At 61.8% G+C, this 26,824-nt stretch carries 19 protein-coding genes; 6 read left to right on the forward strand and 13 right to left on the reverse strand.

The annotated features are described in order from the left end of the window. Positions 1-13: 13 nt before the first annotated feature. The 3 genes from HJB84_RS19360 to rpsU all read right to left on the reverse strand — a co-directional run bounded on the left by HJB84_RS19360 (position 14) and on the right by rpsU (position 3,116). Positions 14-1,666: a sensor histidine kinase gene (locus tag HJB84_RS19360; RefSeq protein WP_207581805.1), complete on the reverse strand. Its 1,653-nt coding sequence runs from the start codon at positions 1,664-1,666 to the stop codon at positions 14-16. Positions 1,667-1,901: 235 nt separating this feature from the next. Beyond that, positions 1,902-2,768: a tetratricopeptide repeat protein gene (locus tag HJB84_RS19365; protein ID WP_207581804.1), complete on the reverse strand. Its 867-nt coding sequence runs from the start codon at positions 2,766-2,768 to the stop codon at positions 1,902-1,904. Positions 2,769-2,903: 135 nt separating this feature from the next. Next, positions 2,904-3,116 (reverse strand): 30S ribosomal protein S21, encoded by a 213-nt coding sequence (rpsU, locus tag HJB84_RS19370; RefSeq protein WP_207581803.1) that lies wholly within the window; start codon positions 3,114-3,116, stop codon positions 2,904-2,906. 357 nt (positions 3,117-3,473) lie between these two features. Here rpsU and HJB84_RS19375 point away from each other — a divergent pair, with 357 nt between their 5' ends. After that, on the forward strand, positions 3,474-5,645 hold the full coding sequence (locus tag HJB84_RS19375) for a CHASE2 domain-containing protein (RefSeq protein WP_207584376.1): 2,172 nt from the start codon (positions 3,474-3,476) through the stop codon (positions 5,643-5,645). A gap of 5 nt (positions 5,646-5,650) precedes the next feature. Here the strand turns inward: HJB84_RS19375 and HJB84_RS19380 are convergent, their stop codons facing one another. Next, positions 5,651-6,685 carry a FecR domain-containing protein gene (locus tag HJB84_RS19380; RefSeq protein WP_207581802.1) on the reverse strand — a complete coding sequence of 345 codons (1,035 nt, stop codon included), beginning with the start codon at positions 6,683-6,685 and terminating at the stop codon, positions 5,651-5,653. Positions 6,686-6,983: 298 nt separating this feature from the next. Between HJB84_RS19380 and HJB84_RS19385 the strand changes: the two genes are divergently transcribed. The 5 genes from HJB84_RS19385 to HJB84_RS19405 all read left to right on the forward strand — a co-directional run bounded on the left by HJB84_RS19385 (position 6,984) and on the right by HJB84_RS19405 (position 12,701). Then, on the forward strand, positions 6,984-8,237 hold the full coding sequence (locus HJB84_RS19385) for a sarcosine oxidase subunit beta family protein (protein WP_207581801.1): 1,254 nt from the start codon (positions 6,984-6,986) through the stop codon (positions 8,235-8,237). 145 nt (positions 8,238-8,382) lie between these two features. Further along, positions 8,383-8,724, forward strand: coding sequence for a sarcosine oxidase subunit delta (locus HJB84_RS19390; RefSeq protein ID WP_207581800.1), 342 nt, complete (start codon positions 8,383-8,385; stop codon positions 8,722-8,724). Beyond that, complete coding sequence (locus HJB84_RS19395) at positions 8,721-11,714, forward strand: sarcosine oxidase subunit alpha (RefSeq protein ID WP_221116624.1); 2,994 nt, start codon at positions 8,721-8,723, stop codon at positions 11,712-11,714. The genes HJB84_RS19390 and HJB84_RS19395 overlap by 4 nt, the downstream gene beginning before the upstream one ends. Beyond that, positions 11,707-12,255 carry a sarcosine oxidase subunit gamma gene (locus HJB84_RS19400; RefSeq protein ID WP_207581798.1) on the forward strand — a complete coding sequence of 183 codons (549 nt, stop codon included), beginning with the start codon at positions 11,707-11,709 and terminating at the stop codon, positions 12,253-12,255. Before HJB84_RS19395 ends, HJB84_RS19400 begins: the two co-directional genes overlap by 8 nt. A gap of 47 nt (positions 12,256-12,302) precedes the next feature. Further along, the gene (locus HJB84_RS19405; protein ID WP_207581797.1) at positions 12,303-12,701 is read left to right on the forward strand and encodes a VOC family protein; all 399 of its coding nucleotides are present in this window, start codon (positions 12,303-12,305) and stop codon (positions 12,699-12,701) included. Positions 12,702-12,716: 15 nt separating this feature from the next. Here the strand turns inward: HJB84_RS19405 and HJB84_RS19410 are convergent, their stop codons facing one another. The 9 genes from HJB84_RS19410 to HJB84_RS19450 form a co-directional block, all read right to left on the reverse strand. Further along, the gene (locus HJB84_RS19410) at positions 12,717-13,205 is read right to left on the reverse strand and encodes a MaoC family dehydratase (RefSeq protein ID WP_207581796.1); all 489 of its coding nucleotides are present in this window, start codon (positions 13,203-13,205) and stop codon (positions 12,717-12,719) included. A gap of 89 nt (positions 13,206-13,294) precedes the next feature. Continuing rightward, positions 13,295-15,274, reverse strand: coding sequence for a glycogen debranching protein GlgX (gene glgX / locus HJB84_RS19415; protein ID WP_221116625.1), 1,980 nt, complete (start codon positions 15,272-15,274; stop codon positions 13,295-13,297). Between the two features lie 12 nt (positions 15,275-15,286). Then, complete coding sequence (locus tag HJB84_RS19420; protein ID WP_207581794.1) at positions 15,287-16,918, reverse strand: alpha-D-glucose phosphate-specific phosphoglucomutase; 1,632 nt, start codon at positions 16,916-16,918, stop codon at positions 15,287-15,289. Between the two features lie 6 nt (positions 16,919-16,924). Continuing rightward, positions 16,925-18,367 carry a glycogen synthase GlgA gene (gene glgA / locus HJB84_RS19425; RefSeq protein WP_207581793.1) on the reverse strand — a complete coding sequence of 481 codons (1,443 nt, stop codon included), beginning with the start codon at positions 18,365-18,367 and terminating at the stop codon, positions 16,925-16,927. 3 nt (positions 18,368-18,370) lie between these two features. Next, a complete protein-coding gene (gene glgC / locus HJB84_RS19430) occupies positions 18,371-19,633 on the reverse strand; it encodes a glucose-1-phosphate adenylyltransferase (protein ID WP_207581792.1) in 1,263 nt (420 codons plus the stop codon). A 19-nt stretch (positions 19,634-19,652) separates the two neighbouring features. After that, positions 19,653-21,860 carry a 1,4-alpha-glucan branching protein GlgB gene (gene glgB / locus HJB84_RS19435; RefSeq protein WP_221116626.1) on the reverse strand — a complete coding sequence of 736 codons (2,208 nt, stop codon included), beginning with the start codon at positions 21,858-21,860 and terminating at the stop codon, positions 19,653-19,655. Further along, on the reverse strand, positions 21,857-24,319 hold the full coding sequence (locus HJB84_RS19440) for a glycogen/starch/alpha-glucan phosphorylase (RefSeq protein WP_207581790.1): 2,463 nt from the start codon (positions 24,317-24,319) through the stop codon (positions 21,857-21,859). The genes glgB and HJB84_RS19440 overlap by 4 nt, the downstream gene beginning before the upstream one ends. Before the next feature lie 273 nt (positions 24,320-24,592). Continuing rightward, positions 24,593-25,828, reverse strand: coding sequence for a TadE/TadG family type IV pilus assembly protein (locus HJB84_RS19445; RefSeq protein WP_207581789.1), 1,236 nt, complete (start codon positions 25,826-25,828; stop codon positions 24,593-24,595). Positions 25,829-25,941: 113 nt separating this feature from the next. Continuing rightward, the gene (locus HJB84_RS19450; protein ID WP_221116627.1) at positions 25,942-26,820 is read right to left on the reverse strand and encodes a transglutaminase family protein; all 879 of its coding nucleotides are present in this window, start codon (positions 26,818-26,820) and stop codon (positions 25,942-25,944) included. Positions 26,821-26,824: the final 4 nt, after the last annotated feature.

The raw sequence follows: 26,824 nt of genomic DNA on the forward strand, positions 1-26,824 counted from the left end.
GAATGTTCCTAGCTTATTCCCGCTCCAGCGTGCCACGCTGTGCCGTCAGCACCCATAACAGGCCTTCGGGCCGAAAATCGACCTGCACCGTGCCGCGGAAGGCGGAGGCGGCATGGGCCTTGATAACGGTCGTGCCGAAGCCAGAGCGCGATGGCTCTACGACCGGCGGGCCGCCGCGCTCCTCCCAACTGAAGCGGAGCAGGGCATCCGGCTTGTCTTCCTCCGCGACATCGCGCCATTCGAAGCGGACACGGCCTTGCGGGACGGATAGCGCACCGTATTTCACCGAATTGGTGGCAAGTTCATGCAGGGCAAGACCAAGGTTCTGAACGGCATCCGGCTTCAGGATGAAATCTTTTCCTGTGATTTCGATCTGTTCGCGCGATTGCGGGAAGGCCTGCAGGTGGATGTCGACCACCCGCCGCAGCGACACGCCTCCCCATTGCTCGCTGGTCAGGAGCTCGATCGAACGCACCAGCCCCTCGAGGCGGTCGGCGACGGCGGCCTGGAAGGTCTCGACGCTGTCGGCTTGTTTGGCGAGCTGGCGCATCATTGCCTGGGCTAGCGTCAAAAGGTTCTTGGTGCGGTGGACAAGCTCGTGCATAACGAAGCGCAGCCGGTCCTCGTTTTGACTGCGATCGAAGGAGGCGTTCGACAGGGCGATCGCTACCTGGTTCGCCTCGATGACGCTGGTTTCGACCGGCGAGACGATATGGCCTTCGCCCATGCGGTTCGCCATTCCGGCAATATCGCGGATGGTGGTGCGCACCTGCCGTGCGACGGCATAGGCGCCGAGCACGGCGACCAGCAGAAGGGCCACGCCGCCGATGATGAGGAAACGCCAGGTGCTGAGGATCGACGCCTGAGCGATCGGTCCCCAGATCACCGTTTTCCACGACCAGCCGGGAATCCTGGCATAACCGAGCAGCATGTGTGGCAGGATCGCCTCGTCCTGGAAGACGCCGCGTGGAGCGGTGAACGCCGGCAGGATGCGCGGATCGAAGGGCGTGCCGGGTTCGAGATTGGCCGGGCCGGTGGCGGCGACCACGTGGCCGCTTTGATCGATGACAGCGGCCGACCAGCCGGGAGCAAGGCCCTCGGTTGTCACGAGCTTGCTCAGATCCTTGGCATCCTGGGTGATGATGAGGGCTGCGACGGGATCGTTCGCCCGCGGCAAGGTGACGTTATACACCCAGTCGCCGCTGATGCGGCCGCGAAAGACGTCGGAAGCCTCGATTCGGCCGGAGGTCATGACCGACTGGAGGGCGGTGATGTTCGCTACCTCGCCGAGTGGCGTGCCGAAGGCTCGGCGCGTGTTCAGGAGTTGCTGGCCGGTGCGGTCGACGGCGATGACGAACAGCGTATTGTCTCGGAGGGCGGTTTCCGTGCGCTCGTGGAAGGCGGCAAGATTACCGTTTTCGAGCTCCGGTGAGCTCGAAAGCAGCCGCAGCGTCGTCGCCATGTCCTGAAGCTGACGGTCGATGATCCGCGAAAGGGCGAGTGCATCCTGGGCCGTCTCGCGTCTCAGCGTCGAACGCTGGTTGTCTTCCAGCTGCAGCAGAAGCAGCGTCACAAAGGCGAAGATCGGCAGGGCGATCGCCACCGCCATGGCGACGAGGTAAGTGCCGATCGAGGCTTTGGGAAAGAACAGCGCGACGATCTTCATCTGTTGCGCCACGTCTCATGCGCTGGCGAAAGACAACAGAGTTCGCGAGCGGTCAGGAAAGCAAAGATCCGCATCTCTCGCAAGCCGCCCTCAATAAGTTTCGAACACCCGATAGCAGGCTATCGAAGCAGCGCCATGTTAGGGGGAGCAAGAGCAGGTTGCAACATACTATGATATGTCATCGAGGACGACGAGCCCTGCGGCGGCCGATTTGCCCGCCGCCCAGCTGATGTCCTTAGCCGGCGGAAGCACCGACGCGGGCGAGACCGTCGCGAGCTGGCTGGTACTTCGGATCGAGGCCGACGGCGTGACGATAGGACCGGGTGGCCTTCGCCTTGTCGCCGCGGCGTTCGTAGACGAGCGCCTGGTTGGCCCAGGATTCGGCAATGTTGCCGTTAAGCTCGATCGCGTGGTTGAAATCGGCAAAGGCGTTGTCGTTGTCGTTCAGTGCGATGTAGGAAATGCCGCGGCCATTATAGGGCTCGGGCGAATTCGGCGCGAGCGAGATCGCCTTCGAGAAATCGTCGATCGCCTTATCCTGCTGATTGCGCTTCTGATAGATCAGGCCACGATTGTGATAGGCACGGCCATCGGTGGTGCCAAGCTGGATCGCCTTGTCGAAATCGTTGAAGGCCTGATCATCCTGGCCGGCCGTGCGGTAGACATTGCCGCGGCCGATATAGGCGACGTCATAGCTCGGATTGATCTGCAACGCGGCATTGTAATCGCCGATCGCCTGGGCCTGCTGACCCATGTTGCGATAGACGAGGGCACGATTGGCGTAGGCCTGGAAAAACCGTGGATTGATCTGCAGCGCCGTATTGAAATCATTCAGAGCCGGACGGAACTGGCCGGCGCGGCCATAGGCGGAGCCACGGACATTGTAGCCTTCGGGATCCTTGGGATTGGCGTTGATAACCGCCGTCAGCGAGGCGATATTCTCTTCCGAGCCCTGCGCCTTGTCGATGCGGATCACCGCATCCGAGGTATTGGTCGTCTCGCAGCCGGCGAGGGCGAACATTGCCGCTAGCGCCAAAGCGGGCAGGAATGCGGTTTTCTGCAAGCGCAAAGCGCGGGACGGATTGAAGGTGTTGACAGCCATTCGGGCTCGATTTCCCCATGCGGCATATCCGGTGCGCGGATATGCGATCTTCAGCGGCAAACTAAAAAAGGCGGCGGCGAACCCATCGCCCCCGCCACAATGCATCTGAAAACGTCGAAAAAACGACGGCAACGCTCAGTGTGCGACCAGACCTTCGCGCTGGGCGCGCTTGCGGGCCAGCTTGCGAACGCGACGAACAGCCTCGGCCTTTTCGCGAGCACGCTTCTGCGACGGCTTCTCGTAGTAGTCACGCATCTTCATTTCGCGGAAAACGCCTTCGCGCTGCATCTTCTTCTTGAGAACGCGGAGAGCCTGATCAACATTGTTATCGCGGACAAGTACCTGCACGAGAATCACGTTCCTTTGGTTGGTTGATGCCGGCGGCGGCGCAGCGCCAGGGGCAAAAATATAACGTTCGCGCGGCCGCAGCCTTGCGATTGGTCATGCCAGATAGCAGATCGGGTTTAGGAAGTCCAGATGGATATGGGAAGCGGGGTGGAAAAATCCCGCTTGCCCTATCAGGTCAAGATCCGGCTCTGGCGCGACTTCGTCCAGCGCGGCGATCTCCTCCATGAGAGCGGTCCTGGCCCGGAGGCGATCGTTTACCCGGATGCATGCGCGAATGGCATTTGGACCGAAAGCGGCGTAGCCTATCGGCAGGTGCGAGCCGTTCTGCCGGCCGTCGAGGGAACACCCGGTGAGATCATGACGCGCGTCCAGCAAATCGGTGTCGCTATCGGCCTGGCGATCGTGGCTCTGCTGACGATCCTGCGGGCAGGCGATCCCGCGATTTTCAAGCTGATCCGCGGCGTGACTTTCGACGAATATCAGCGTCTGGTTCCGAGGACCTTCGAGCCGATGCCGGTCCGCGTGATCGACATCGACGAGGCCTCGTTACGGGAATTCGGTCAATGGCCATGGCCGCGGGACCGTTTGGCCCTGCTGGTGGACCGGCTTTCGCAGATGGGCGCTTCGGCCATCGCCTTCGATATTCTTTTCGCCGAGCCGGACCGGCTGTCGCCGCGCAATGTTGTCAGCGAGGTTGCAGGCGTCGATCCTTCCCTTGCCGAGAAACTGCCTGATAATGACGAAATATTCGCCCGCTCGATTGCCGGCAAGCCCGTCGTACTCGGCTTCGGCCTTTCCAACGAGGGCCATTATCGGCCGCCTGTGAAGGCGGGTTTCGCCTTCACAGGCGAAAGCCCTGTCTCGGCTCCTCCCTATCTCGGCGCCTCGACGCCGCTCAGGCCGCAATTGGAGGCCAATGCGGCGGGGCTCGGCCATATCAGCCTCAACCCCGGCAACCCCTCGCCGGTGGTGCGGGCGGTTCCGCTGTTCCTGACCGACGGCGAGCAGCTCTATCCAAATCTCGCCATCGAGGCCCTGCGCGTCGCCCAGGGGGCGTCGACCTATGTGCTATCAGGCGCGCCCGATCGCGCCGGCATTATGACATCGGCGAAGATCGGCGATTTCGTCGTGCCGCTGACGGCGGCGGGCGAACTCTGGCTTTATGTCAGCCCCGACCGGGCTGAGCGGTACATATCCGCCCGGCAGATGCTTGCGGCCGAAGGGGCTTCTCCCGAGGTCGCGGCTGCCATTAACGGCAGCATCGTCTTCGTCGGCACATCGGCGGCCGGGCTCCAGGACATCCGCGTCACGGCGCTCGGCGAGAACGTTCCTGGCGTTTCGCTGCATGCGCAGGCCGTCGAGCAGATCCTCTCCGGCCATTTCCTGTCGCGGCCCGACTGGGCGGACGGGCTGGAAATCCTTGTCATCGCGGTGCTCGGATGCCTTCTCGTCGTGGTGACGACCTTCGTCAGCCCGGCCGTCGCGCTGATCTGCGGCCTGTTGATTACGGCAATGGCGCTCGTGGCATCCTGGGTGTCGTTTCTTTATGCGGGGCTTCTTTTCGATCCGCTGGCGCCGATTGTCAGCGGATCAATCATCCATTTTGCCGCGACCTCATTCCGGATCCTGGTGATCGACCGGGAACGGCGGGCGGTGCGGCGCGCCTTCGGGCATTATCTTTCGCCATCGCTGCTCCATCGCATCGAGCATACCCGCGATGCATTGCGCCTCGGCGGCGACGACCGTGAACTGACGGTCATGTTCGTCGATGTCAGGAACTTCACCGAGATCAGCGAGCGGCTGGCACCGACGGATGTCGTCGCATTCCTGAACACGTTGCTCGATGCGCTGAGCCGCCATGTGGTGGCCAATGAAGGTACGCTCGACAAGTTCATCGGCGATTCGATCATGGCGTTCTGGAATGCGCCCATCGATGTGGCCGATCATCAAACCAAGGCGGTCCGCGCAGCGCTTGCCATGCGTGAAACCCTGGCCGAGTTGAACGCCGGCGACGCTTTCGGCTTCGGACCCGGACAACAGGTCGGGATCGGCATCGGCATCCACACCGGCCTCGCCTGCGTCGGCAATATGGGCGCCAAAACGCGCTTCAACTATTCGGCGGTCGGTGATGCCGTCAACGTCGCGGCGCGGCTGGAATCATGCTGCAAGGAAGTCGGCTTCGACATTCTGATATCCGACAGCACGGCAAGGTCGGTGCAGGGAATGGCGCTGATCGAGGCTGGCGCCATTCCGCTCAAAGGAAAGAGCATCCGAACGCAGATCCTTGCCGTTGTCGGCGACGAACGCGTTGCCACATCGGCCGAATTTTCAGCCCTTGTTGTCGCCCACCAGCAGCTGATGCAGGCCCTGCTTGCGCATTCGAAGAACACCCGCAAGCTTGTCGGCGCAGCAAAGCTCAGGGCGGCGGGGGTGATCGACGGCCTGGCGGAATTCTATCGGCGGGTATCCGGCAGGACCGATCATTTTCGCGAGGTGAGTGATCGGTTCGAGAAGAGCGCGGCCGACTGAACGGGTCAGCGGTTGCGATTGAAACCCCAGCCCCCGTCGTGATGCCGATCCCTGTCGTAATCGTGATCGCCATCGTGATTGCCATCGCGGTCGTGTCCTTGATGATCCTGGTCATTCCCGTGATGCTGGTCGTGGTTCCCGGGCCGGTCGTGATCATCATGACCATCATGCTTGTCGGGACGATCGGGCCTGTCATGATGCGGCCTGTCGTGATCTGGCCTGTCATGATCTGGCTTGTCGTGATGCGGCTTGTCCGGCTTGTTCGGCCGCTCCTTCTGCGGCTCGGCCTGCCTCTGCGGCGGATCCTGCCTTTTGGGAACTGGCGCAATCGCCGGCGGAGGCGGTTTTCTGTCTTTTCTTTCCGGCGCGGCTGACGCCATATTGCAGCCGCCGATCATGCCGATGCCGCCTGAAAGCCGCTGATTGCCGGAGAGAAAGGGGAGCGCGCGGGGATTTCCGAGCGTATCGAGAATGCTGGGATCGACCCGGCGTGCCGCCGACATATTGCCGTTCGGCTTGGCCACCACGCAATCGCAGCGTTGCTGCAACTGCCGGCAGCCGCCCGGGCCGCAAAACCGAGCCGCGCCATTCAACAGGACGACGGCGGTCGTGCCATCAGGGCCGACGTAGAAATCGAAAGCGGTGCCGCGCACCCCGATCGTGCCGGCGGGCGTCAGGATCTGGTAGGCTGAGGAGTTGGAACTGCCGCTCACCCAGCGGAACGTACCCTTTGCCGCTCTGATGGTCAGTTTCTTGACCGATTGGGAATCATCGAAGACATATTTGTCGATCACGACCGACGAGCCCCAGCCCACTGCGAGCTTCGTGCCGTCACGGAACAGGAACTGGCCAAGTCCCGATGGGGATGTCTTGATGCGTTCGTTGCGATGGACGCTGGTGTCGACTTCGATCGGGCCGCTCTCTCCCGTCACCTCCGTCTTGATGACGACAGCTTGGCCGACCGGCTCGGCGGCGAGTGCCGGTTGCGCGCCAACAACCACAATGCAAAACGCCTGGAGTAATGAACGCCGACCCCACATGATACAGGAACCCCGGAAACATAAGGTGAATTAACATTTTAGTAACTGGTTGTCTTCTCGCCCACTTGGGCTAGGACCGGGCGGCTGGCCGAGGAAAGGTCAGCTTTGCCTTATCCCGCCGAACGGCTTTCGCAAGCAGCGCACGATGTCGTCTGAAAACCGCGCCGTTTTCGGCATCATGTCGCTTAGTGTCAAAAGCAAAGCTCTCGCGCGTCGCAAAACAACCGTTGTGCCGCATTTGGATTTGCGATTTGTATGGGCGCGGAGAACAGCCCTTTCCTGAAGGAGAAGAAGGCGGATGCGGAAATATTCGGTTTTTGCCGTGGCGAGGGAAGCCCTTCGTGGCCACAAGGGCTGGGAGAAGCAGTGGACTTCGCCGGAGCCGCGCGCCGAATATGATGTCATCATCATCGGCGCGGGCGGCCACGGGCTGGGTGCTGCCTACTATCTCGCCAAGGAGCACGGCATCACCAATGTGGCGGTGATCGAGAAAGGCTGGCTCGGCGGCGGCAATACCGGGCGCAACACCACCATTATCCGCTCGAATTATCTCTACGAAGAGAGCATGCACATTTACGAGCATTCGATGAAGCTCTGGGAAGGGCTTTCCCAGGAGCTCAACTACAACGTGATGTATTCGCCGCGCGGCGTGATGATGCTCTCGCACAATATTCACGACCAGCAGTCGTTCAAGCGGCATATCCATGCCAACCGGCTCTACGGCATCGACAATGAATGGCTGACGCCGGAGCAGGCGAAGGCCTATTGTCCGCCGCTCGATATCTCGGCCAGCGCACGTTATCCGATCAACGGGGCAGCGCTGCAGCGGCGCGGCGGCACGGCGCGGCACGACGCGGTCGCCTGGGGTTATGCGCGCGCAGCCTCAGACCGCGGGGTGCACATCATCCAGAATTGCGAAGTGACCGGCATCCGCCGCGGCCCCGATGGGCGCGTGACCGGGGTCGAGACCTCGCGCGGCTTCATCGGCGCCAAGAAAGTCGCCGTGTCGGCGGCCGGCCATACGACGACAATCATGAAGATGGCCGATGTACGCGTGCCGCTGCAATCGAGCCCGCTGCAGGCCCTGGTCTCCGAGCCGTTGAAGCCGATCTTTCCGTGTGTCGTCATGTCGAACACGGTGCATGCCTATATCTCCCAGTCCGACAAGGGAGAGCTCGTCATCGGTGCCGGCACCGACCAGTATAATTCCTATTCACAGACCGGCGGCTTGCAGATCATCACCCACACGCTCGACGCCATCTGCGAGCTTTTCCCGATGTTCCGCCGCGTCAAGATGATGCGGCAATGGGGCGGCATCGTCGACAATACGCCGGATCGTTCGGCGATCCAGTCGAAGACGCCTGTTCCCGGGCTCTACGTCAATTGCGGCTGGGGAACCGGCGGGTTCAAAGCGACGCCGGGCTCGGCCAATCTCTTCGCGCATCTGATTGCTCGCGATGAGCCGCACAAATTCAATGCCGGGCTGACACTGGAGCGTTTCCGCAGTGGCCGGCTGATCGACGAGGCGGCGGCGGCGGCGGTGGCGCACTGATGACGAATATCATGACTGAGATTTTGTGGGGCGTGCCATCCTCGCTTCCCACTCGGATGCTCGCTCCTTTCGTCGCTCACCCCCTCATCCGCCTTTCAGGCACCTTCTTCCCGCTGGGGAGAAGGGGAGGAGAAGGAAATCACATATGCTGCTGATCCATTGCCCTTACTGTCAGGAAGAGCGCTCGGAGCTTGAGTTCCGCGGTGCCGGTGACGCGCATATCGTGCGGCCCGCCGATATCGCCTCGATCTCGGACGAGGAGTTCGAGGCCTATTTCTTTATGCGCGACAATCCGAAGGGGCTGATCTTCGAACGCTGGCGGCACATCCATGGCTGCGGGCGCTTCTTCAACGCGGCGCGCGATACGGTGAGCGACAAGTTCATCGTGACTTACAAGGCGGGTGAACCGAAGCCTGAGATCGGTGCGGCGGCCCAGCAGCATGCGCCTGTCGAGACATATGAAGCCGTGGAAGGAGAGGCGCAATGAGCGGCGTGAACCGTATCGTCGGCAAGGGGCGCCTGACACCGGCCAAAACAGCGCGCTTCAGCTTCGACGGCAAGCCCTATACGGCGCTCGAAGGCGATACCGTCGCCTCGGCGCTGATCGCCAACGGTGTGCATCTCGTCGGCCGTTCGTTCAAATATCACCGGGCCCGCGGCATTCTGTCGGCAGGGGCCGAGGAGCCGAATGCGCTGATCGACGTTGCCCGCGATACGGCGCGCAAGCAGCCGAACGTGCGCGCCACCGTGCAGGAAGTTTTCGACGGCATGATCGTCATCTCGCAGAACCGTTGGCCGTCGCTTGCCTTCGACGTCGGCGCGGTCAACAACCTGATGTCGCCGTTCTTCGCCGCCGGTTTCTACTACAAGACCTTCATGTGGCCGCGTGCCGCCTGGAAACATGTCTACGAACCGATCATTCGTCGCGCCGCTGGTCTCGGCGTCGCGCCGACGGAAGAGGATCCCGATCATTATGCCAGCCGCTATGCCCATTGCGACGTGCTGGTGGTTGGCGCCGGCCTTGCCGGGCTTTCAGCGGCGCTGGCCGCTGCCGAGAGCGGCGCCAGGGTGATCCTGTGCGACGAGCAGGCGGAAGCGGGCGGGGCGTTGCGTTACGATACCGGCGTGACGATCGACGGACAGGACGGCAATAGCTGGGCGCAGAAGGCCGTGACTCGCCTGAAGGCTATGGACAATGTCGAAGTGCTGGTCCGCACGACCGCCTTCGGCTACTACAACCACAATTTCGTCGGTCTTGCCGAGCGCGTCACCGATCATATCGCCAAGCCTTCCCGCGATCTGCCGCGCGAGCGGTTATGGCAGGTCCGGGCCAAGCGGGTGATCCTGGCCACCGGCGCGATCGAGCGGCACATGGTATTTCCGAACAACGACCGGCCGGGCATCATGCTGGCCTCGGCGGGGCGGATGTATCTCAATCACTACGGCGTCGCCGTCGGGACCAAGGTCGGCATCTACACGGCGCATGATTCGGCCTATGAGGCCGCTTTCGATCTGAAACGATCCGGTGTGTCGATCGCCGCCATCGTCGATAGCAGGCAGGCGCCGGGAGCGGCGGTGCTGGAAGAGGCGCGAGCGCTCGGCATCGATGTTCTGGCCGGCCAGTCGGTCGTCAACACGTCGGGACGGCTGCGCATCTCATCGATGACGGTGGCGCGCAACGGCGGTGGTTCGCCGCGCAAGATCGCGGTCGATGCGCTGCTGGTTTCGGCCGGCTGGACGCCGTCGGTGCATATGTTTTCGCAGTCGCGCGGCAAAGTGGCCTTCGATGCCGAAAGCCAACGTTTCCTGCCCGGCTCCTATGCGCAGGACTGCCTCTCGGTCGGCGCCTGCAACGGCACCGACGACCTGCAGCGGACGATCGAAGAATCGCTTGCCGCCGGCGAGCTGATGGCGCAGGCCACCGGCGGAAGCAGCGGCGAGAAGATCGCAATTTCGGCCGAGCAGGCCTATGACTGGACAGGCGGCATGATCGGCGCTGCCGAAGGCGCCGGACCGAAGACCAATGCCAAGGCCTTCATCGATTTCCAGCACGACGTCTGCGCCAAGGATATCCGCCTTGCCGTGCGCGAGGGCATGCATTCGATCGAGCATATCAAGCGCTTCACGACCAACGGCATGGCCTCCGACCAGGGCAAGCTCTCCAACATGCACGGCCTGGCGATCGCCGCCGAAATGCTTGGCAAGGAAATCCCGCAAGTCGGGCTCACCACTTTCCGTGCGCCCTATACACCGGTCACCTACGGCACGCTGATCGGCCATTCGCGCGGAGAGCTGTTCGATCCGACGCGCAAGACGCCGCTGCACGACTGGGAAGAAGCCCACGGCGCGGTCTTCGAGGATGTCGGCAACTGGAAGCGCGCCTGGTTCTATCCGCGGGCGGGCGAGACCATGCATGAGGCGGTCGGCCGCGAATGCCGGACGGCACGCGAGGCGGCAGGCATCTTCGATGCCTCGACGCTCGGCAAGATCGAGGTGGTGGGGCCGGATGCGGCGAAGTTCCTCAACCTCATCTATACCAATGCCTGGGACACGCTGAAGCCCGGCAAGGCCCGCTACGGCATCATGACCCGCGAAGACGGCTTCGTTTATGACGACGGCGTCGTCGGACGGCTGGCAGACGACCGTTTCCATGTGACGACGACGACAGGCGGTGCGCCGCGCGTTCTCCATCACATGGAAGATTATCTGCAGACGGAATTCCCGGATCTGAAGGTATGGCTGACCTCGGTGACCGAGCAATGGGCTGTCATTGCCGTGCAGGGACCGAAGGCGCGCGACATCGTCGCGCCGCTGGTCGAGGGGCTCGATCTTTCGAACGAAGCCTTCCCGCATATGAGCGTTGCCGAGTGCACGGTCTGTGGCGTGCCAGCACGGCTTTTCCGCGTCTCCTTCACCGGTGAAACCGGCTTCGAAATCAACGTGCCGGCCGATTACGGCCAGTCGGTGCTCGAAGCGGTCTGGGCCAATGCCGAGCCGCTCGGCGTCTGCGTCTACGGCACCGAGACGATGCATGTGCTTCGCGCCGAGAAGGGTTACATCATCGTCGGCCAGGATACCGATGGGACCGTAACTCCCGATGACGCCGGACTTTCTTGGGCGGTCTCGAAGAAAAAGACGGATTTTGTCGGCATCCGCGGGCTGAAGCGGCCGGACCTCGTCAAGGATGGGCGCAAGCAGCTCGTCGGCCTTATCACCAACGACCCGAAGCTGGTGCTCGAAGAAGGCGCGCAGATTGTCGCAAGCCCGAACGAGCCGAAGCCGATGACCATGCTTGGTCACGTCACATCGGCCTACTGGTCGGATAATTGCGGCAGGTCGATCGCCTTCGCGCTCGTCGCCGGCGGCCGGGCGCGGATGGGCGAGACGCTCTATGTGCCGATGGCGGACCGGACGATCGCCGTCGAAGTGACGGATATGGTGTTCTTTGACAAGGAAGGAGGCCGCATCCATGGCTGATGTTGCAATTCGCAAACCGGCGCTTGCCGGCCGTCTCGGCGGTTCCGCAACGGTGCGGCTGACGACCGCACCCACTGCAAGCCGGGTGGCGCTGCGCGCCCCGGCGGAATCGCTTGCCGCGCTTTCCTCGGCGCTCGGTCTATCCGTGCCGACCGCCCCGAAAACATCGGTCCGGGCCGGCGCCCGATCGGTGCTCTGGATCGGGCCAGACGAATGGCTGGTGATCGACGAGGACGGCGCCGATCTGATGACAGTGCTTTCGCGCGTGGGCGCCGTGCATTCGGCGACCGACGTTTCTCACCGCAATCTCGCGATCATCGTCTCGGGGCCGGGTGCGGAAAAGACGCTTGCCGCCGGCTGCCCGCAAGATCTGTCGTTGTCTTCTTTTCCGGTCGGAGCCGCGTCGCGCACGATCCTCGGCAAGGCGGAGATCGTGCTTCTGCGCACGGAAGAAGACACGTTCCGGGTGGAGTGCTGGCGGTCGTTTTCGGATTTCGTCTTCGGGCTGCTCAACGAGGCGGCTCATGACGCCGGCCATTGAGCCCGTACGGATCCCGGCTTCGTAAGTCTCATTCAAGGGATAGGTGAATGCTGCACCATGCCTCCCTCGGCGTTTCCGATATCGAGCGGTCAGCGGCATTTTACGATGCCGCCCTTGGTGCCCTCGGCTATGTCAGGGTCTGGGATGACATGAGGCCGGGGCAGACGGGACAGGCGGTCGGCTACGGCCTTCCCGGCGGCGGAGACAAACTGGCGATCAAACATCGGCCGGATGGCCAGCGTCCGGCCGGCCCGGGTTTTCATCTGGCCTTTGCCGCCCCGAGCCGCCAGGCGGTCGATCAGTTCCATGTCGCGGCAATCGCACATGGCGGCGGTGACAATGGTGGTCCAGGCTTGCGCGCCCACTACGGCGAACACTATTATGCGGCGTTCGTGATGGATCCGGACGGGCACGCACTCGAAGCCGTCTGCAATTCGGCCGAGTAACAAGCCGCGTTTCGCTCAAACGTCCTCGGGACGGTCCTTGGGGTCGAATTGGATAATGGTGATCCATTTTGCCGTCAGCGCCGGCTTCTTCTCGTTTTCGATTTCGATCGAAACGTCATAGGTGGTCATCAGCATGCCGGCGCCGCGGAAGCGGGCGTCGGAAAGCAGGAAGCGACCACGGACGCGGGCGCCGCTTTTCACCGGCGTCATGAAGCGGACGCGATCGAAACCGTAATTGATGCCCATGGTCTGCTCGCGCACTTTCGGCAGGCAATTGTAGTTCAGCGTCGACAGCAGAGATAGCGTCAGGAAACCGTGGGCGATGGTGCCGCCGAAAGGGCTCTCCGCCGCCGCGCGCTCAGGATCCACATGAATGAACTGATGGTCGTCGGTTGCCCCTGCAAAAGCGTCGATCATCGTCTGGTCGACGGTGATCCAATCCGAAAGGCCCGTTTCCATGCCGATCAATCCCCGCACGTCGGAGAGTGAAATTTCCGTGACCATAAATTCCTCGTGAAACAAGCCGCCGGCCCAAGCCTTATCGTGCATTTGTGACGATTGCGACAAGGATTTGCGCAAGCGAGAGGCGGCGGTCAATTTTCTACGAAAAAGGCGACGGACCGCGGCTCGACGGTTGCGCGGTCGCCGATTTTCTTCGCGCCCTCCGGTGTCAACTGGCGCCAGCCCGGCTCGGCCCCGGACGGCAGCGTGAAAAATTGGCGATCCCCCGAACGGTTGAAAAGCACGGCAAGCCGGGTCTGCCTGCCGCGCAAGGAGCGGTCGCCGGTCGACAGCAGCATGCCGAGCGTGGAAAGCGACGGCGTCTCCCATTCGACAACCGTCATCGGCTCGCCGGAGAGCGAAATCCATTCGACATCGCCGTTTCCTGACAGCAATCCCGTTTCGGAGAAGGCGGTGAAGCGGCGACGCAGGCCTGCGACGAAGGCGGTATGGGCGACCAGACCTTCGTCCAGCGCCTTCCAATCCAGCCAGGTGATCTCGTTGTCCTGGCAATAGGCGTTGTTGTTGCCGTGCTGGCTGCGGCCGCCCTCGTCGCCCGCCGTCAGCATGATGCTGCCGCGGGTGGCAAACAGCGTCGATATCAGCGCCGTCACATCGTCCCGGCGGCGCTTGCGGATCGTCGGATAGACGGTTTCTCCCTCGACGCCGCCATTCCACGAGTGGTTCTCGTTGTGGCCATCACGATTGTGTTCGCCATTGGCGTCATTGTGCTTTCCGGCGTAGGAGACGAGATCTGTCAGCGTGAAGCCGTCATGGGCGGCGAGGAAGTTGACGCTACGCGTCTGCCTGCCGTCGTTGCGGGAGAAGATGTCGGAGGAGCCGGCGAGTGCGGTCGCCAGCGCGCCGGTCTTCCAATCGTCGCCGCGCCAGTAGCAGCGCAGATCGTCACGAACACGATCGTTCCATTCGAGGAAGGAGCTGGGGAAATTGCCGAGCTGATAACCGCCCGGGCCGATATCCCAGGGTTCGGCAATCATGATGCGGTCGGCAAGCACTTTGTCGGCGAGGATCGCGGCAAGCGTTCCGCCGTCGCGCTCGAAGCCTGTCGCGGTGCGGCCGAGAACCGGGGCAAGATCGAAGCGAAAGCCATCGACGCCGGCGTTCAACACGAAATGGCGTAGGCTATCAATGATGAGACGCCGGACCTCTGGATGGTCGCAGGCGAGCGTATTGCCGGTACCGGTGTCGTTGACGAGCTCGTTAGGGCTGCTGTGGGCGTGGCGATAATAATGCAGGTTGTCGAGACCGCGCAGCGATAGCGTCGCGCCGTAACGGTCGCTCTCGCCGGTATGGTTGAAGACGAGATCGAGGATGACGGCGATGCCTTCGGCATGGAGGGCCGCGACCGTCTGGCGCAGCTCGGCCATGCCGCCGGGGGCGAGCCGCGGATCGAGCGCCATGAAGGCGACGGGATTGTAGCCCCAGCCATTGGTGAGGCCGAGCGGCGGCAGGTGGCGTTCGTCGATCCAGGCGGTTATCGGCATCAGCTCGACGGCATCGACACCGATCCGCTTCAGATGGGCGATGACGGAGGGATGGGCAAGGGCAGCGACCGTGCCGCGCTCGGCCTCCGGCACGTCGGGATGGAGAATGGTGAAGGGCCGTACCGCCACTTCATAAATAAAGCCGCCCGGTTTGAAGAGCGGCTTGCGGATTTCGGCAGGCGTATCGGTGGTGACGATCGCCTTCGGCATCAGATCCTGGCTATCCTCGCCATAGATGCCGAGGCGGGGATCGTAGCGGAACGGCCTATCGATTTCCTTGGCGTAGGGATCGATCAGCAGTTTGGAGGGATCGTACCAGAGGCCGTTGTCAGGGGCGTAGATACCGTCGGCACGATAGCCGTAGCGAGCCCCCGCCTTCAGCCCGTCGACAAAGAGACGGTGGGTGTAGTTGCTGTCGCGCGCCATCGGCAAGCGCGCGAACTCCCTGTTGCCGTCATCCTCGAAGAGGCAGAGTTCGATTTGTGCGGCATGATGCGACCACACGCCAAATTCGACGCCGGTCTCGAAGACGATCGCGCCGCTTTGCGCCGAACTGTTCCCCCGCATGTTCCCCCCGGATCAGGTGATCACGGTTGGCGCATCGCGTCCCGTGCGTTCACGAATGCTGGCAATGCTTTCGGCGGCCGCAATCAGATCGGCGAGCGCTTCCTGCGTTTCGATGTTGTGGCGAGTCGAATCCGGCTCGTAGCGCTCGATATAGACACGCAAGGTTGCGCCAGACGTGCCGGTGCCGGACAGGCGGAAGACGACGCGGGAGCCGCCTTCGAAGAGCACGCGGACACCCTGATGCTCGCTCACCGATTTGTCGATAGGGTCGTGATAGGCGAAGTCGTCAGCCTTTTCGACCTTCAGGCTGCCGAAGCTCTTGCCGGGCAGGGTGGAAAGCTGGCTGCGGAGATTGTCCACAAGGCCGTTCGCCGCATCGGTGTCGAGACCTTCGTAATCATGGCGCGAATAATAATTGCGGCCGTAGGTCTGCCAGTGCTGGGTGACGATATCGGCGACGCTCTCGCCGCGCACGGCAAGAATGTTCAGCCACAGCAGCACGGCCCAGAGGCCGTCCTTTTCGCGGACGTGACTGGAGCCGGTGCCGGAGCTTTCCTCACCGCAGATCGTCGCCATGCCGGCGTCGAGCAGGTTGCCGAAGAACTTCCATCCGGTCGGCGTTTCGTACATGCCGATGCCGCGCTTTTCAGCGACACGATCGGCCGCGCCCGATGTCGGCATCGAGCGGGCGATGCCGGCAAGGCCGCCGGAATAGCCGGGAGCGAGATTGGCGTTGGCGGCCAGAATCGCCAGGCTGTCGGAGGGCGTGACGAAGATGCCGCGGCCGATAATCAGATTGCGGTCGCCGTCGCCATCGGACGCGGCGCCGAAATCGGGCGCGTCATCGCCCATCATCTCATCGAAGAGTTCTTTGCAGTGAACCGGGTTGGGGTCCGGATGATGGCCGCCGAAATCCGGCAGCGGCATGAAGTTGCGCACCGATCCCAAGGGAGCGCCAAGGCGATTTTCGAAGATTTCCTTGGCATAGGGGCCGGTGACGGCGCTCATCCCATCGAAGGCAATGCGGAAGCCGAGGCTGATCAGGTTGCGGATGGCGCCGAAATCGAACAGCTCTTCCATCAGCGCGGCATAGTCCTCGACCGGGTCGATGACCGACAGGATCGTGCCGCCGGGAAGCTCGTCCTTGCCGATGCGGTCGAGATTGACGTCGGCGAAATCGGCGATCTTGTAGCTGTCGATCGTCTTGGAGCGTGCATAAATCGCGTCGGTGATCTTTTCCGGCGCCGGGCCGCCATTGTTGATGTTGTATTTGATCCCGAAATCTTCGGTCGGACCGCCGGGATTGTGGCTGGCGGAAAGAATGATGCCGCCGAAAGCCTTATACTTGCGGATGATGTGGGAGGCGGCCGGCGTCGACAGAATGCCGCCTTTGCCGACCATGACCTTGCCGAAGCCGTTGGCGGCGGCCATCTTGATCGCCTTCTGGATGACTTCGCGATTGTAGTAGCGTCCGTCGCCGCCGATGACGAGGCACTTGCCCTGAAAGCCTTCCAGTGAATCGAAGATCGACTGGATGAAGTTCTCCGCATAGTTCGGCTGCTGGAACACCGGAACCTTCTTGCGCAGGCCCGACGTCCCGGGCTTCTGGTCCAGATAGGGCGTGGTGGGTACAGACTTGTTCATTTTAGTTCACATGCCTTTCGAGACGAGGCTTGAATAGAGGGCAGCGTAGCGTTCGGCGCTCTTCTCCCAGGAGACATCCGATTTCATGCCTTGCTTTTGCAATTGGGTCCAGAGTTTCCGGTCCGCGTAAAAATGCATTGCACGGCGGATTGCCTGTAGCATGCCCGTTTCCGTCACAGGTGAGAATTGTATGCCGGTTGCCACTTTCGCCGCAAGTGCGGCGTGATTGGCGTCGATCACCGTGTCATTCAGTCCGCCGGTGCGGGCGACGATCGGCACGCAGCCATAACGCAGGCCGTAAAGCTGGGTCAGGCCGCAGGGTTCGAAGCGCGAAGGGATGATGATCGCATCGCAGCCGGCCTGCATCAGATGCGACATCGGCTCGTTATAGCCGATCGAGACGCCGATGCGGCCGGGATGGCGGGCGGCGGCGGCCAGCAACGCGCCTTCAAGTGCCGCTTCGCCGGAGCCGAGCACAACGAGCTTGCCGCCCATGGCAACAATCTCGTCGGCGACGTTGGCGACGATATCCATGCCCTTCTGCCAGGTGAGACGGCTGATGACGCAGAAAATCGGGGCGTCGTCATTGTCGAGATGGAAGAATTCGGCGATCGAGCGACGGTTCTCCTCGCGGTTCTTCAGCGTCGTCGCGCCGTAATGGGTGTGGACGACGGGATCGGTCGCCGGGTTCCAGATATCGGTGTCGACGCCGTTGACGATGCCGTGCAGATTGTCGATGTGGCTGGCAATGACGCCCTCGAGCCCCATGCCGAATTCCGGCGTCAGAATCTCGTCGGCATAGGTCGGGCTGACCGTCGTAATCGCATGGGCGGTCTGCAGGCCACCCTTGAGGAAACCGACAGTTCCGTAATATTCGATGCTGTCGGTGGCGAAGGCATGGGCGGGCAGGCGCAGGCCGGGAAAGATCTCGGACCCGAACTGGCCCTGGAAGGCGATATTGTGGATGGTCAGCACGCTCGGCAGTTCCGGCGTCGGATAATAGCGCATGTAGACCGAGGTCAGCGCCGCCTGCCAGTCGTGGGTATGGACGAGATCCGGCCGCCAGCCGGGCAGCAGGCCGGCGGCGATCTCGGAGGCGGCGAGCGATAGAGCGGCGAAACGCCGCCAGTTGTCGGGATAGTCCTTGCCGAGCGGATCGACGTAGGGGCCGCCCGGCCTGTCGTAATAGGCCGGCGCATCGAGAATGAGCAGATCGAGGCCCTCGTGCTGGACCTCAAGTACGGTCGCCGGCTCACCGAGCAGGTCGGGGAGTTCGAGCATGACGACCGGGTCGCGAATGACCTTCATGACGGCGGGATAGCCGGGCAGAAGGGTCTTGGTCTCGACCCCGAAGGCTTGCAGAGCAATCGGCAGGGCGCCTGACACATCGGCCAGGCCCCCTGTCTTGATCAAAGGGAAGACTTCGGATGAAACCGAAAGAACTTTCATAAGTCAGATATCCAGCTTGTCGATCATCGGTTGGGTGATCAGGCAGATGCCGCTTTCCGTCCGCCGGAAGCGCTTGGCGTCGAGTTTCGGATCTTCACCGACGACCAGGCCTTCCGGAATGACGACACCATGGTCGATCACCACATCCTTGAGCTGCGCCCGCCGTCCGATCTTCACGTTCGGCAGGATGACCGCTCCTTCCAATTTGGAGAAGGAGTTGGCCCTGACACCGGTAAAGAGCAGGCTGTTGTTGAGGCTGGCGCCGGAGATGATGCAGTCGCCGGAGACAACGGAGGAGGTGGCCGAGCCGCGGCGATCCTCGTCGTCGTGGACGAATTTCGCCGGCGGGGTGATCTCGGCATAGGTCCAGATCGGCCAGGACTTGTCGTAGATATCAAGCTCCGGAACGATCGCCGTCAGGTCGATATTGGCCTGCCAATAGGCGTCGATCGTGCCGACGTCGCGCCAATAGGGCTCGTGCTCGAAATCGGAACGGACGCAGGACTTGGCGAAACGGTGGGCGACTGCCTTACCGTTGTTGACAATATAGGGGATGATGTCCTTGCCGAAGTCGCGGCTGGAGTTCGGGTCGGCGGCGTCGCGGCGCAGCGCATCGAGCAGGAACTTGGTGTGGAAGACATAGATGCCCATCGAGGCGAGGGCGAAATCCGGCTTGTCGGGAATGGGCGGCGGATCGGCCGGCTTCTCGACGAAGGCGATGATCTCGTCTTTCTCGTTGACATGCATGACGCCGAAGCCGGTCGCCTCCATGCGTGGCACTTCCAGGCAGCCGATGGTGACGTCGGCGCCGGAATCGACGTGCTGCTGCAGCATCCATTCATAGTCCATCTTGTAGACGTGGTCGCCGGCGAGAATGACCATGTATTCGACACCATAGTCCTCGATGATGTCGATGTTCTGATAGACGGCGTCGGCTGTGCCTTCATACCACTGCGTTTCCGAAACGCGCTGGCTGGCAGGCAGGATGTCGAAGCTCTCGTTGCGCTCAGGGCGGAAGAAGTTCCAGCCGCGCTGCATGTGGCGGATCAGCGAATGCGCCTTGTATTGCGTGGCAACCCCGATGCGGCGGATGCCGGAATTCAGGGCGTTCGACAGGGCGAAATCGATGATGCGGGCCTTACCGCCGAAATAGACGGCCGGCTTGGCACGCCGGTCGGTGAGTTCCTTAAGACGGCTCCCCCTGCCGCCGGCCAGAACATAAGCCATTGCATCGCGGGCAAGTGGCTGAACGCGCTTCTCTACCATTTTCTCCTCCCACCAGTCACTAATTTTCAGGTTCAAGCATGATTGTCGCCAAGGGCGGCAAGGTGATCGAGCAGGTGATGTCGCCGCCGGCATCGACGGCCTGCACGCGCCCGCCATTGCCCTTGCCGCTGCCGCCATAGATGTCGGCATCGGTGTTCAGGATTTCCCGCCAGCGGCCTGCGGAGGGCAGGCGGATCGTGTAGTTCTCGCGGTAGACGGGGGTAAAATTGGTGATGACGGCGACCGGCTTTTGGCCCGGCGACTTGCGCAGCCAGGCAAAGACCGAGTTCTGGTGGTCGTCGGCGACGAGCCATTCAAAACCTTCGCCCTCGCAATCGCGTTCATGCAACGCCGGCTTGCTGCGGTAGGTGAAATTGAGATCGCGCACCAGGCGCCGCATGCCCTCATGCATGCGATACTGCAGCAGGTTCCAATCGAGCGACTTCTCCTCGCTCCACTCGCTCCACTGGGCGAATTCCTGGCCCATGAACAGCAGCTTCTTGCCGGGATAGCCCCACATATAGGCGTAGTAGGCGCGCAGATTGGCGAATTTCTGCCAGTCATCGCCCGGCATCTTTGCGATCAGCGAGCCTTTGCCATGGACAACCTCGTCATGCGAGAGCGGCAGGACGAAATTTTCGGAATAGGCATAGAGCAGGCCGAAGGTAAGCTCGTTGTGATGGTGTCCGCGGTATATGGGATCGCGGCTCATGTAGCTCAGCGTGTCGTGCATGAAGCCCATATTCCACTTGAAGCCGAAGCCGAGGCCGCCTTCATGGACCGGCTGCGAGACCTTCGGCCAGGAGGTCGATTCCTCGGCGATGGTCATGACGTTGGAATGATTGCCGTAGATGTAGATGTTGAGGTCCTGCAGAAAGCGAACCGCTTCGAGGTTTTCGTTGCCGCCATATTCGTTCGGGATCCATTCGCCGTGTTTGCGCGAATAATCGAGATAGAGCATCGAGGCGACGGCATCGACGCGCAGACCGTCGAGATGGAATTTCTCGGCCCAGTAGAGCGCGTTGTTGACGAGATAGGAAACGACCTCGGTACGGCCGAAATTGTAGATCGCCGTGCTCCAGTCCGGGTGGAAGCCCTTGCGCGGGTCTTCGTGCTCGTAGAGTGCCGTGCCGTCGAACCAGCCGAGGCCGTGCTCGTCGGTCGGGAAATGCGCTGGCACCCAGTCGAGGATGACGCCGATGCCGACCTTGTGGCAGCCGTTGACGAAACGGGCGAAACCCTCCGGCTCGCCGAAACGAGCGGTCGGTGCGTAGAGACCTGTCGTCTGGTAACCCCAGGAGGGGTCGTAGGGGTGCTCGGTGATCGGCAGGAATTCGATATGGGTGAAGCCCATGTCGTCGCAATAAGGGATGAGGCTGGAGGCGAGCTCGTCCCAGGAAAGCATCGTGCCATCGTCCCGGCGCCGCCATGAGGCGGCATGCACCTCGTAGATCGAGATCGGCTGGCGGCGCTTGTCGGTCTCGCGCCAGTGCTTCAGATGAGCTTCGTCATCCCACTCCTGTTCCAGATCGGCAGCGGTGATAGAGGCGGTCTTCGGTCGGAGCTCGCTGCGGCGGGCGAAGGGATCGGCCTTCAGCGGCAGCAGCACGCCGTCCTGGCCGCGGATTTCGAACTTGTAGGCAACGCCGATCGGTACGTCTGGGGCGAAGATTTCCCAGATGCCGCTATCGGAGCGGAAGCGCATGACGTGGCGACGGCCATCCCAATTGTTGAAATCACCGACGACGGAGACGCGCTGCGCATTCGGAGCCCAGACGGCGAAATGGATGCCCTGGGCGCCATCATGCTTGATGAGGTGGGCGCCCATCTTGTCGAACAGGCGCAGGTGTGAGCCTTGGCGGGCAAAATAATCGTCCATCGGCCCGAGCACCGGACCGAAGCTGTAGGGATCGGTGACAGCCCATTCGGCATCGCCGCGCCGGGCGCGGTAACGCACCGGCTGGAGCTTGGTGAGGGAAACCGGGCCGGCGAAGACGCCGTCGGCATGGAGCTGTTTCAGTTCGCCGATGACGCCGCCGTCGAGCGTCATCGCGGTGACTTCCTCGGCACCCGGGATGAAGCACCGGGCGACGAAGGCATCGCCTGCCTGGTGTGCACCTAGGACGGCAAAGGGATTGGAATGCGAGCCGGCAAGGATCGCCGCGATTTCATCTGCCGAAATTTCCCAGGAAAGCTTTACCTCAGGGACGGTTTTCGGCGTTTTCATCCGGCTCTCCAGATTTCGTCTGCATATTGCCTGATCGTACGGTCGGAAGAGAACCAGCCCATCCGCGCCGTGTTGTTGATTGTCTTGGTGTACCAGGCGGACTGGTCGGTCCAAATCTGATCGACTTCGCGCTGCGCCTGGGCATAGGCGTCGAAATCGGCAGCGACCATGAACCAGTCGTGCGAATAGATGCCGTCGATCAGCGCCGTGTAACGGTTGCGGTCATCGGGCGAGAAGACGCCGGAGCTGATGGCAGCGAGCGCCTGGGCGAGTTCGCGCGAGCCCTCGATGATGGCGCGGGGATTGTGACCATCGCTGCGGACCTTTGAGACCTCGTCGGCCTTGAGGCCGAAGATGACGATGTTGTCCTCGCCGACATTGTCGCGCATCTCGACGTTGGCGCCATCGAGCGTGCCGATGGTCAGCGCACCGTTCAAGCCGAACTTCATGTTGCCGGTACCGGACGCTTCCATGCCGGCGGTCGATATCTGTTCGGAGAGGTCGGCGGCCGGAACCATGACTTCGGCGAGCGAGACATTGTAATTCGGCACGAAGACGATCTTCAGCAGGCCGCGCACCGACGGATCATTGTTGATCGTGCGGGAGACGTCGTTGATCAGTTTGATGATCAGCTTGGCGTTGTAGTAACTCGGCGCCGCCTTGCCGGCGAAGAGTTTCACGCGCGGCACCCAGTCGAGCTCGGGATGCGAGCGGATCTGGTCGTAGAGCGCGACGGCTTCGATGATGTTCAGCAGCTGACGCTTGTATTCATGGATGCGCTTGATCTGGATGTCGAATATCGCCGACGGATCGAGCTTCACGCCCATGCGGCTGGCGACCAGGTTGGAGAGCGCCACCTTGTTCGCCCGCTTTACCGCTGCGAACTTCTCCTGGAAGCTCGGATCCGAAGCATGCGCCTCGAGCGGGCGCAGCTTCTCGGCGTCGTCGAGGAATTCGTCGCCGATCGCCTCGCGGATCAGGCCGGTGAGACCGGGATTGCACTGCTGCAGCCAGCGGCGCGGCGTGATGCCGTTGGTCTTGTTGTTGATGCGATTGGGATAGAGTTTATGCAGGTCGGCAAAGACCGTGACCTTCATCAGGTCGGTGTGCAGGGCAGAGACGCCGTTGATCGAATGCGAGCCGACGAAAGCAAGGTTACCCATGCGCACGCGGCGGTCGCCACTTTCATCGATCAGCGAGATCGAGCGGATTTCCCCGTCGGAGAAGTTTTTGCCTTTGCGCGCGTCGATCAGAATCTTGGCGTTGATCGCATAGATGATCTGCATGTGGCGCGGCAGCAGACGCTCGAACAGCGGCACCGCCCAGCTTTCCAGCGCTTCCGGCAGAAGCGTGTGGTTGGTGTAGGAGAAGGTCCGGCGGGTGATATCCCAGGCCTGGTCGAAATCCATCCCGTGTACATCACAGAGCAGACGCACGAGTTCGGCGACCGAGACGGCGGGATGGGTGTCGTTCAGCTGGATCGCTACCTTGTCCGGCAGCGAAGTGAAATCGTCATATTGCTGCAGATGACGGCGCAGGATGTCCTGCAGCGAGGCTGAGGAGAAGAAGAATTCCTGGCGCAGGCGCAGTTCCTGGCCGGCCGGGGTGGCGTCGGCAGGATAGAGGACCCGGGTCAGGCTTTCGGCCTTGTTGCTTTCGCGCAGCGCCCCGATGTGGTCGCCGGCATTGAAGGCATCGAGCAGGATCGGATCGATCGGCTGCGCCGACCAGAGGCGCAAGGTGTTGACGCGCTTGCCGCGCCAGCCGACGGCCGGCGTGTCGAAGGCGGCGGCGATGACGCGCTCGGCCGGTTTCCAGACGTAACGCGGCTGGTCGTCATGGGTTGTGATGAATTCGACGGCGCCGCCGAAGCCGATTTCATAGGCGCTCTCGCGGCGCTCGAACTCCCAGGGATTACCGTGGGCGAGCCAGTTTTCCGGCAGCTCCACCTGCCAGCCGTCGGCCAACTGCTGGCGGAAAAGGCCGTGGACATAGCGGATGCCGTAGCCATAGGCGGGGACGTCGACCGTCGCCATGCTTTCCATGAAACAGGCCGCCAGACGGCCGAGGCCGCCGTTGCCGAGGGCGGCATCCGGCTCCAGGCCGGCAATGACGTTGACGTCGACGCCGAGCGAGGCGAGTGCATCGCGCACCTCCTCCATCAGCCCGAGGTTCGAGACGGCATCGCGCATCAGGCGGCCGATCAGGAATTCGAGGGAAAGATAATAAACGCGCTTGGCGCCGGTCGCGTAAACTTCGCGGGTGGAGGCCATCCATCTGTCGATGATGCGGTCGCGCACCACCAGGATTGTTGCCGTCAGCCAGTCATGCGGCTTTGCCACCTTGGCATCCTTGCCGATGCGGTAGGTCAGGCGTTCGATGATTTCTTCGGCGAGAATTTCCGGCTTTGAGCTGCGCGGGGCGGGGGAGGGGATAACCGGCTTGGAAACGGTGTTCATTGTCAGGTCTCGCCAATTTTAATTTGGTTTCAGGATGTTATGCCTGATCTAATCGATTTGTCGCTCGCATCGACGACAGTTTATGCATCGTTACTAAGCACTTGCAACAAAGGATTTGGACAAACGAAAAAATTGCGAAACCTTCATATTCACAGGGTTCAAGGGGGTTGATTTCAATCGCTTTTCCCGATCAGATGGATGGGATAGCGATAACGAAAAGCCGCCCCGGTTTGTTCCGGAGCGGCTTTTTGGTTCCCGTTTCTCGAGCGTTTATCAGTTCGTCAGACGTGTCATCTGTGCAGAGGCCTTCGCTCCGATCGCCTTGAAGGCGGCAAGCAGATCTTCCATTTTTTCCGCCTGGAAATAATGGGCGTCATCGGAAGCGCAATAATGCAGCAGCGCCTGTCCGCCCGCGGGCGCCATGAAGGCGATCGTGTAAATTTCGATGCCCTTGGATTTCGCGGTGTCGCATGTTGCCTTGGTCAAGGTGTCGTATGAACGGCCGTAGCTGCTGTCGTCGTTGTTGTCGCCATCGGTCATGAAAACGATGTACTTCTTGGGTACTTGCCCGGTCTTGAGCTTGTGAGCTGCGTCCTCGGCGTCATTGCCCGCGGCGTTCTTGGCGGTCAGAGATGTGTAAGCCGTGTTCACTGCGCCGCTTGAATTCGTGCCGCCTCCCGATTGAAGCGCGTTGACATAACTCGTGACAGCGGTGATCCCCCAAGCGAGCTTGCTCGGCGCGTATTGATTGATATCGTAGGATACGGCGCCGGTGCGCACATATTCGGCATTGGGATCAGCGCTGTTGAGCTGGCTAAAGAGACTGCCGGCGGCGATCTTCAGCGCCTCTATCTTGGTGTAGTAATTTGCGCGGCTGCCGGTGCATTTGTCGTAAACCCACTTATTATTCTTGCTGTTGTAGTGGAGGTTGCAGTCGTAGGTGAATGGTTCCGTCGGATCATCCACGTTGACGGTTTCGGTAGGATCTCCCATCGACCCTGATTTATCGAGCGCGAGATACATCGAGAGCGAGCCCTGGGTTTCCGAATGGCCGCCGACGGTCGTGCTTGATGTCGAAAGATGCTGCGTGCTGAAACCGACCGCCTGCATCAGCGGGTTGACGGTGAGGTCGTAACTTGGTGAAACCGTCACCTGATAGGATGTCGATTTGCCCGACGTCGTTGTCTTGATATCGACGCCTGTCGCGCTCTTGATATCGGCGCTGCTCTGCAGGTAATTCGCCATTTGTCCGGCGACGAAATTCCGCGCGAAGGCCTCGGCCTGCGAAGTCTGGATCGTGCCGTTCGCCAGCGCGGTCGCGGTTGCGAGCGCGGCGGAATCGGCGGCTTCCTGCAATTGCTGTTTGGAGAGCAATATATCGCCCACCTGGATCGCCATGCCGGCTGCACCGAAAAGAACGGGCAGCAGGATCGCCGTCATCATACCGAAATTACCGCCACGGTCGCTGAACATGCGACGCAGGCGGGGATGCAAAAAAGAGGTGCTCATCATGTTCACCCGAAATAGACCCTGTGGGTGACATTAGGCACGCTCCTCCTTTCCGTTGTCCTTACGACGTCAATACAATTTTAACGAATCGGCGGATTCTTCCAGTTTTGGGATTATTTCAGCGGGATCACGTCGACCGCCTGGTCGGCGCGTTGGCCGCCATAGCTTTTCAACACGCCGATGACGGGGACGACGTCGGAATAGTCCCGGCCGTAGGCGACGACGATGTGGTCGGTGCCGGCGGCGATGTTGTTGGTCGGGTCGAGCTCGATCCAGCCGATCGTCTCGCCGCACCAGACCCGCACCCAGGCATGCATGGCATCTGCACCTTCCAGCCGTTCCTTGCCCGGTGGGGGGATGGTGCGCAGGAAACCGGAGACGTAGCCGGCCGGAATGCCGAGGCTCCGGAGCGCCAGGATCATGATGTGGGTGAAATCCTGGCAGACGCCGCGCTTCAGCGTGAATGCTTCGAGCGGCGTCGTGTCCACCGTCGTCGCCTCGGGGTCGTAGGTGAAATTCTTGTTGATGCGGGCACAGAGCGCATGGGCGATCTGCATCGCCGTCAGATCAGGCATGGCGCAGCTTCGGGCATAGTCGCTGATCTCGCGCGCTTGGGTCAGGCGCGGGCTGTCGCCGAGGAAGTGGTGCGGCGAATCCGGCGCCAGCGACCAGATGCCTGATATCTCCTCCGGCAAGTCGGCGAGCAATGGCGAGAAATCGGCGGCGATCGGCTGGCTTTCCACCTGCACGCGGGCCTGCATGCGAATGTCGAGCGTCTCGTGCGGCGCGCGCAGCATGAAGGAGGTGGCGGGATGATCGAAGAAATCGACGAAATGCGACTGCTCGTCCGGCGTCGGCGAGATGGTGATCGAGCCGGCGACCAGCCGTTGCCGGTTGGTCAGTGACAGCGGCATCAGGCGCATGATGTGGCGGGCGCCGGAGGCCGGCACGTCGTAGCTGTAACCCATCCGAAGCGAAAGATCGTAGAGCATTGAT

It is taken from the genome of Rhizobium sp. NZLR1b (assembly GCF_019685155.1).
Taxonomy (GTDB): domain Bacteria; phylum Pseudomonadota; class Alphaproteobacteria; order Rhizobiales; family Rhizobiaceae; genus Rhizobium.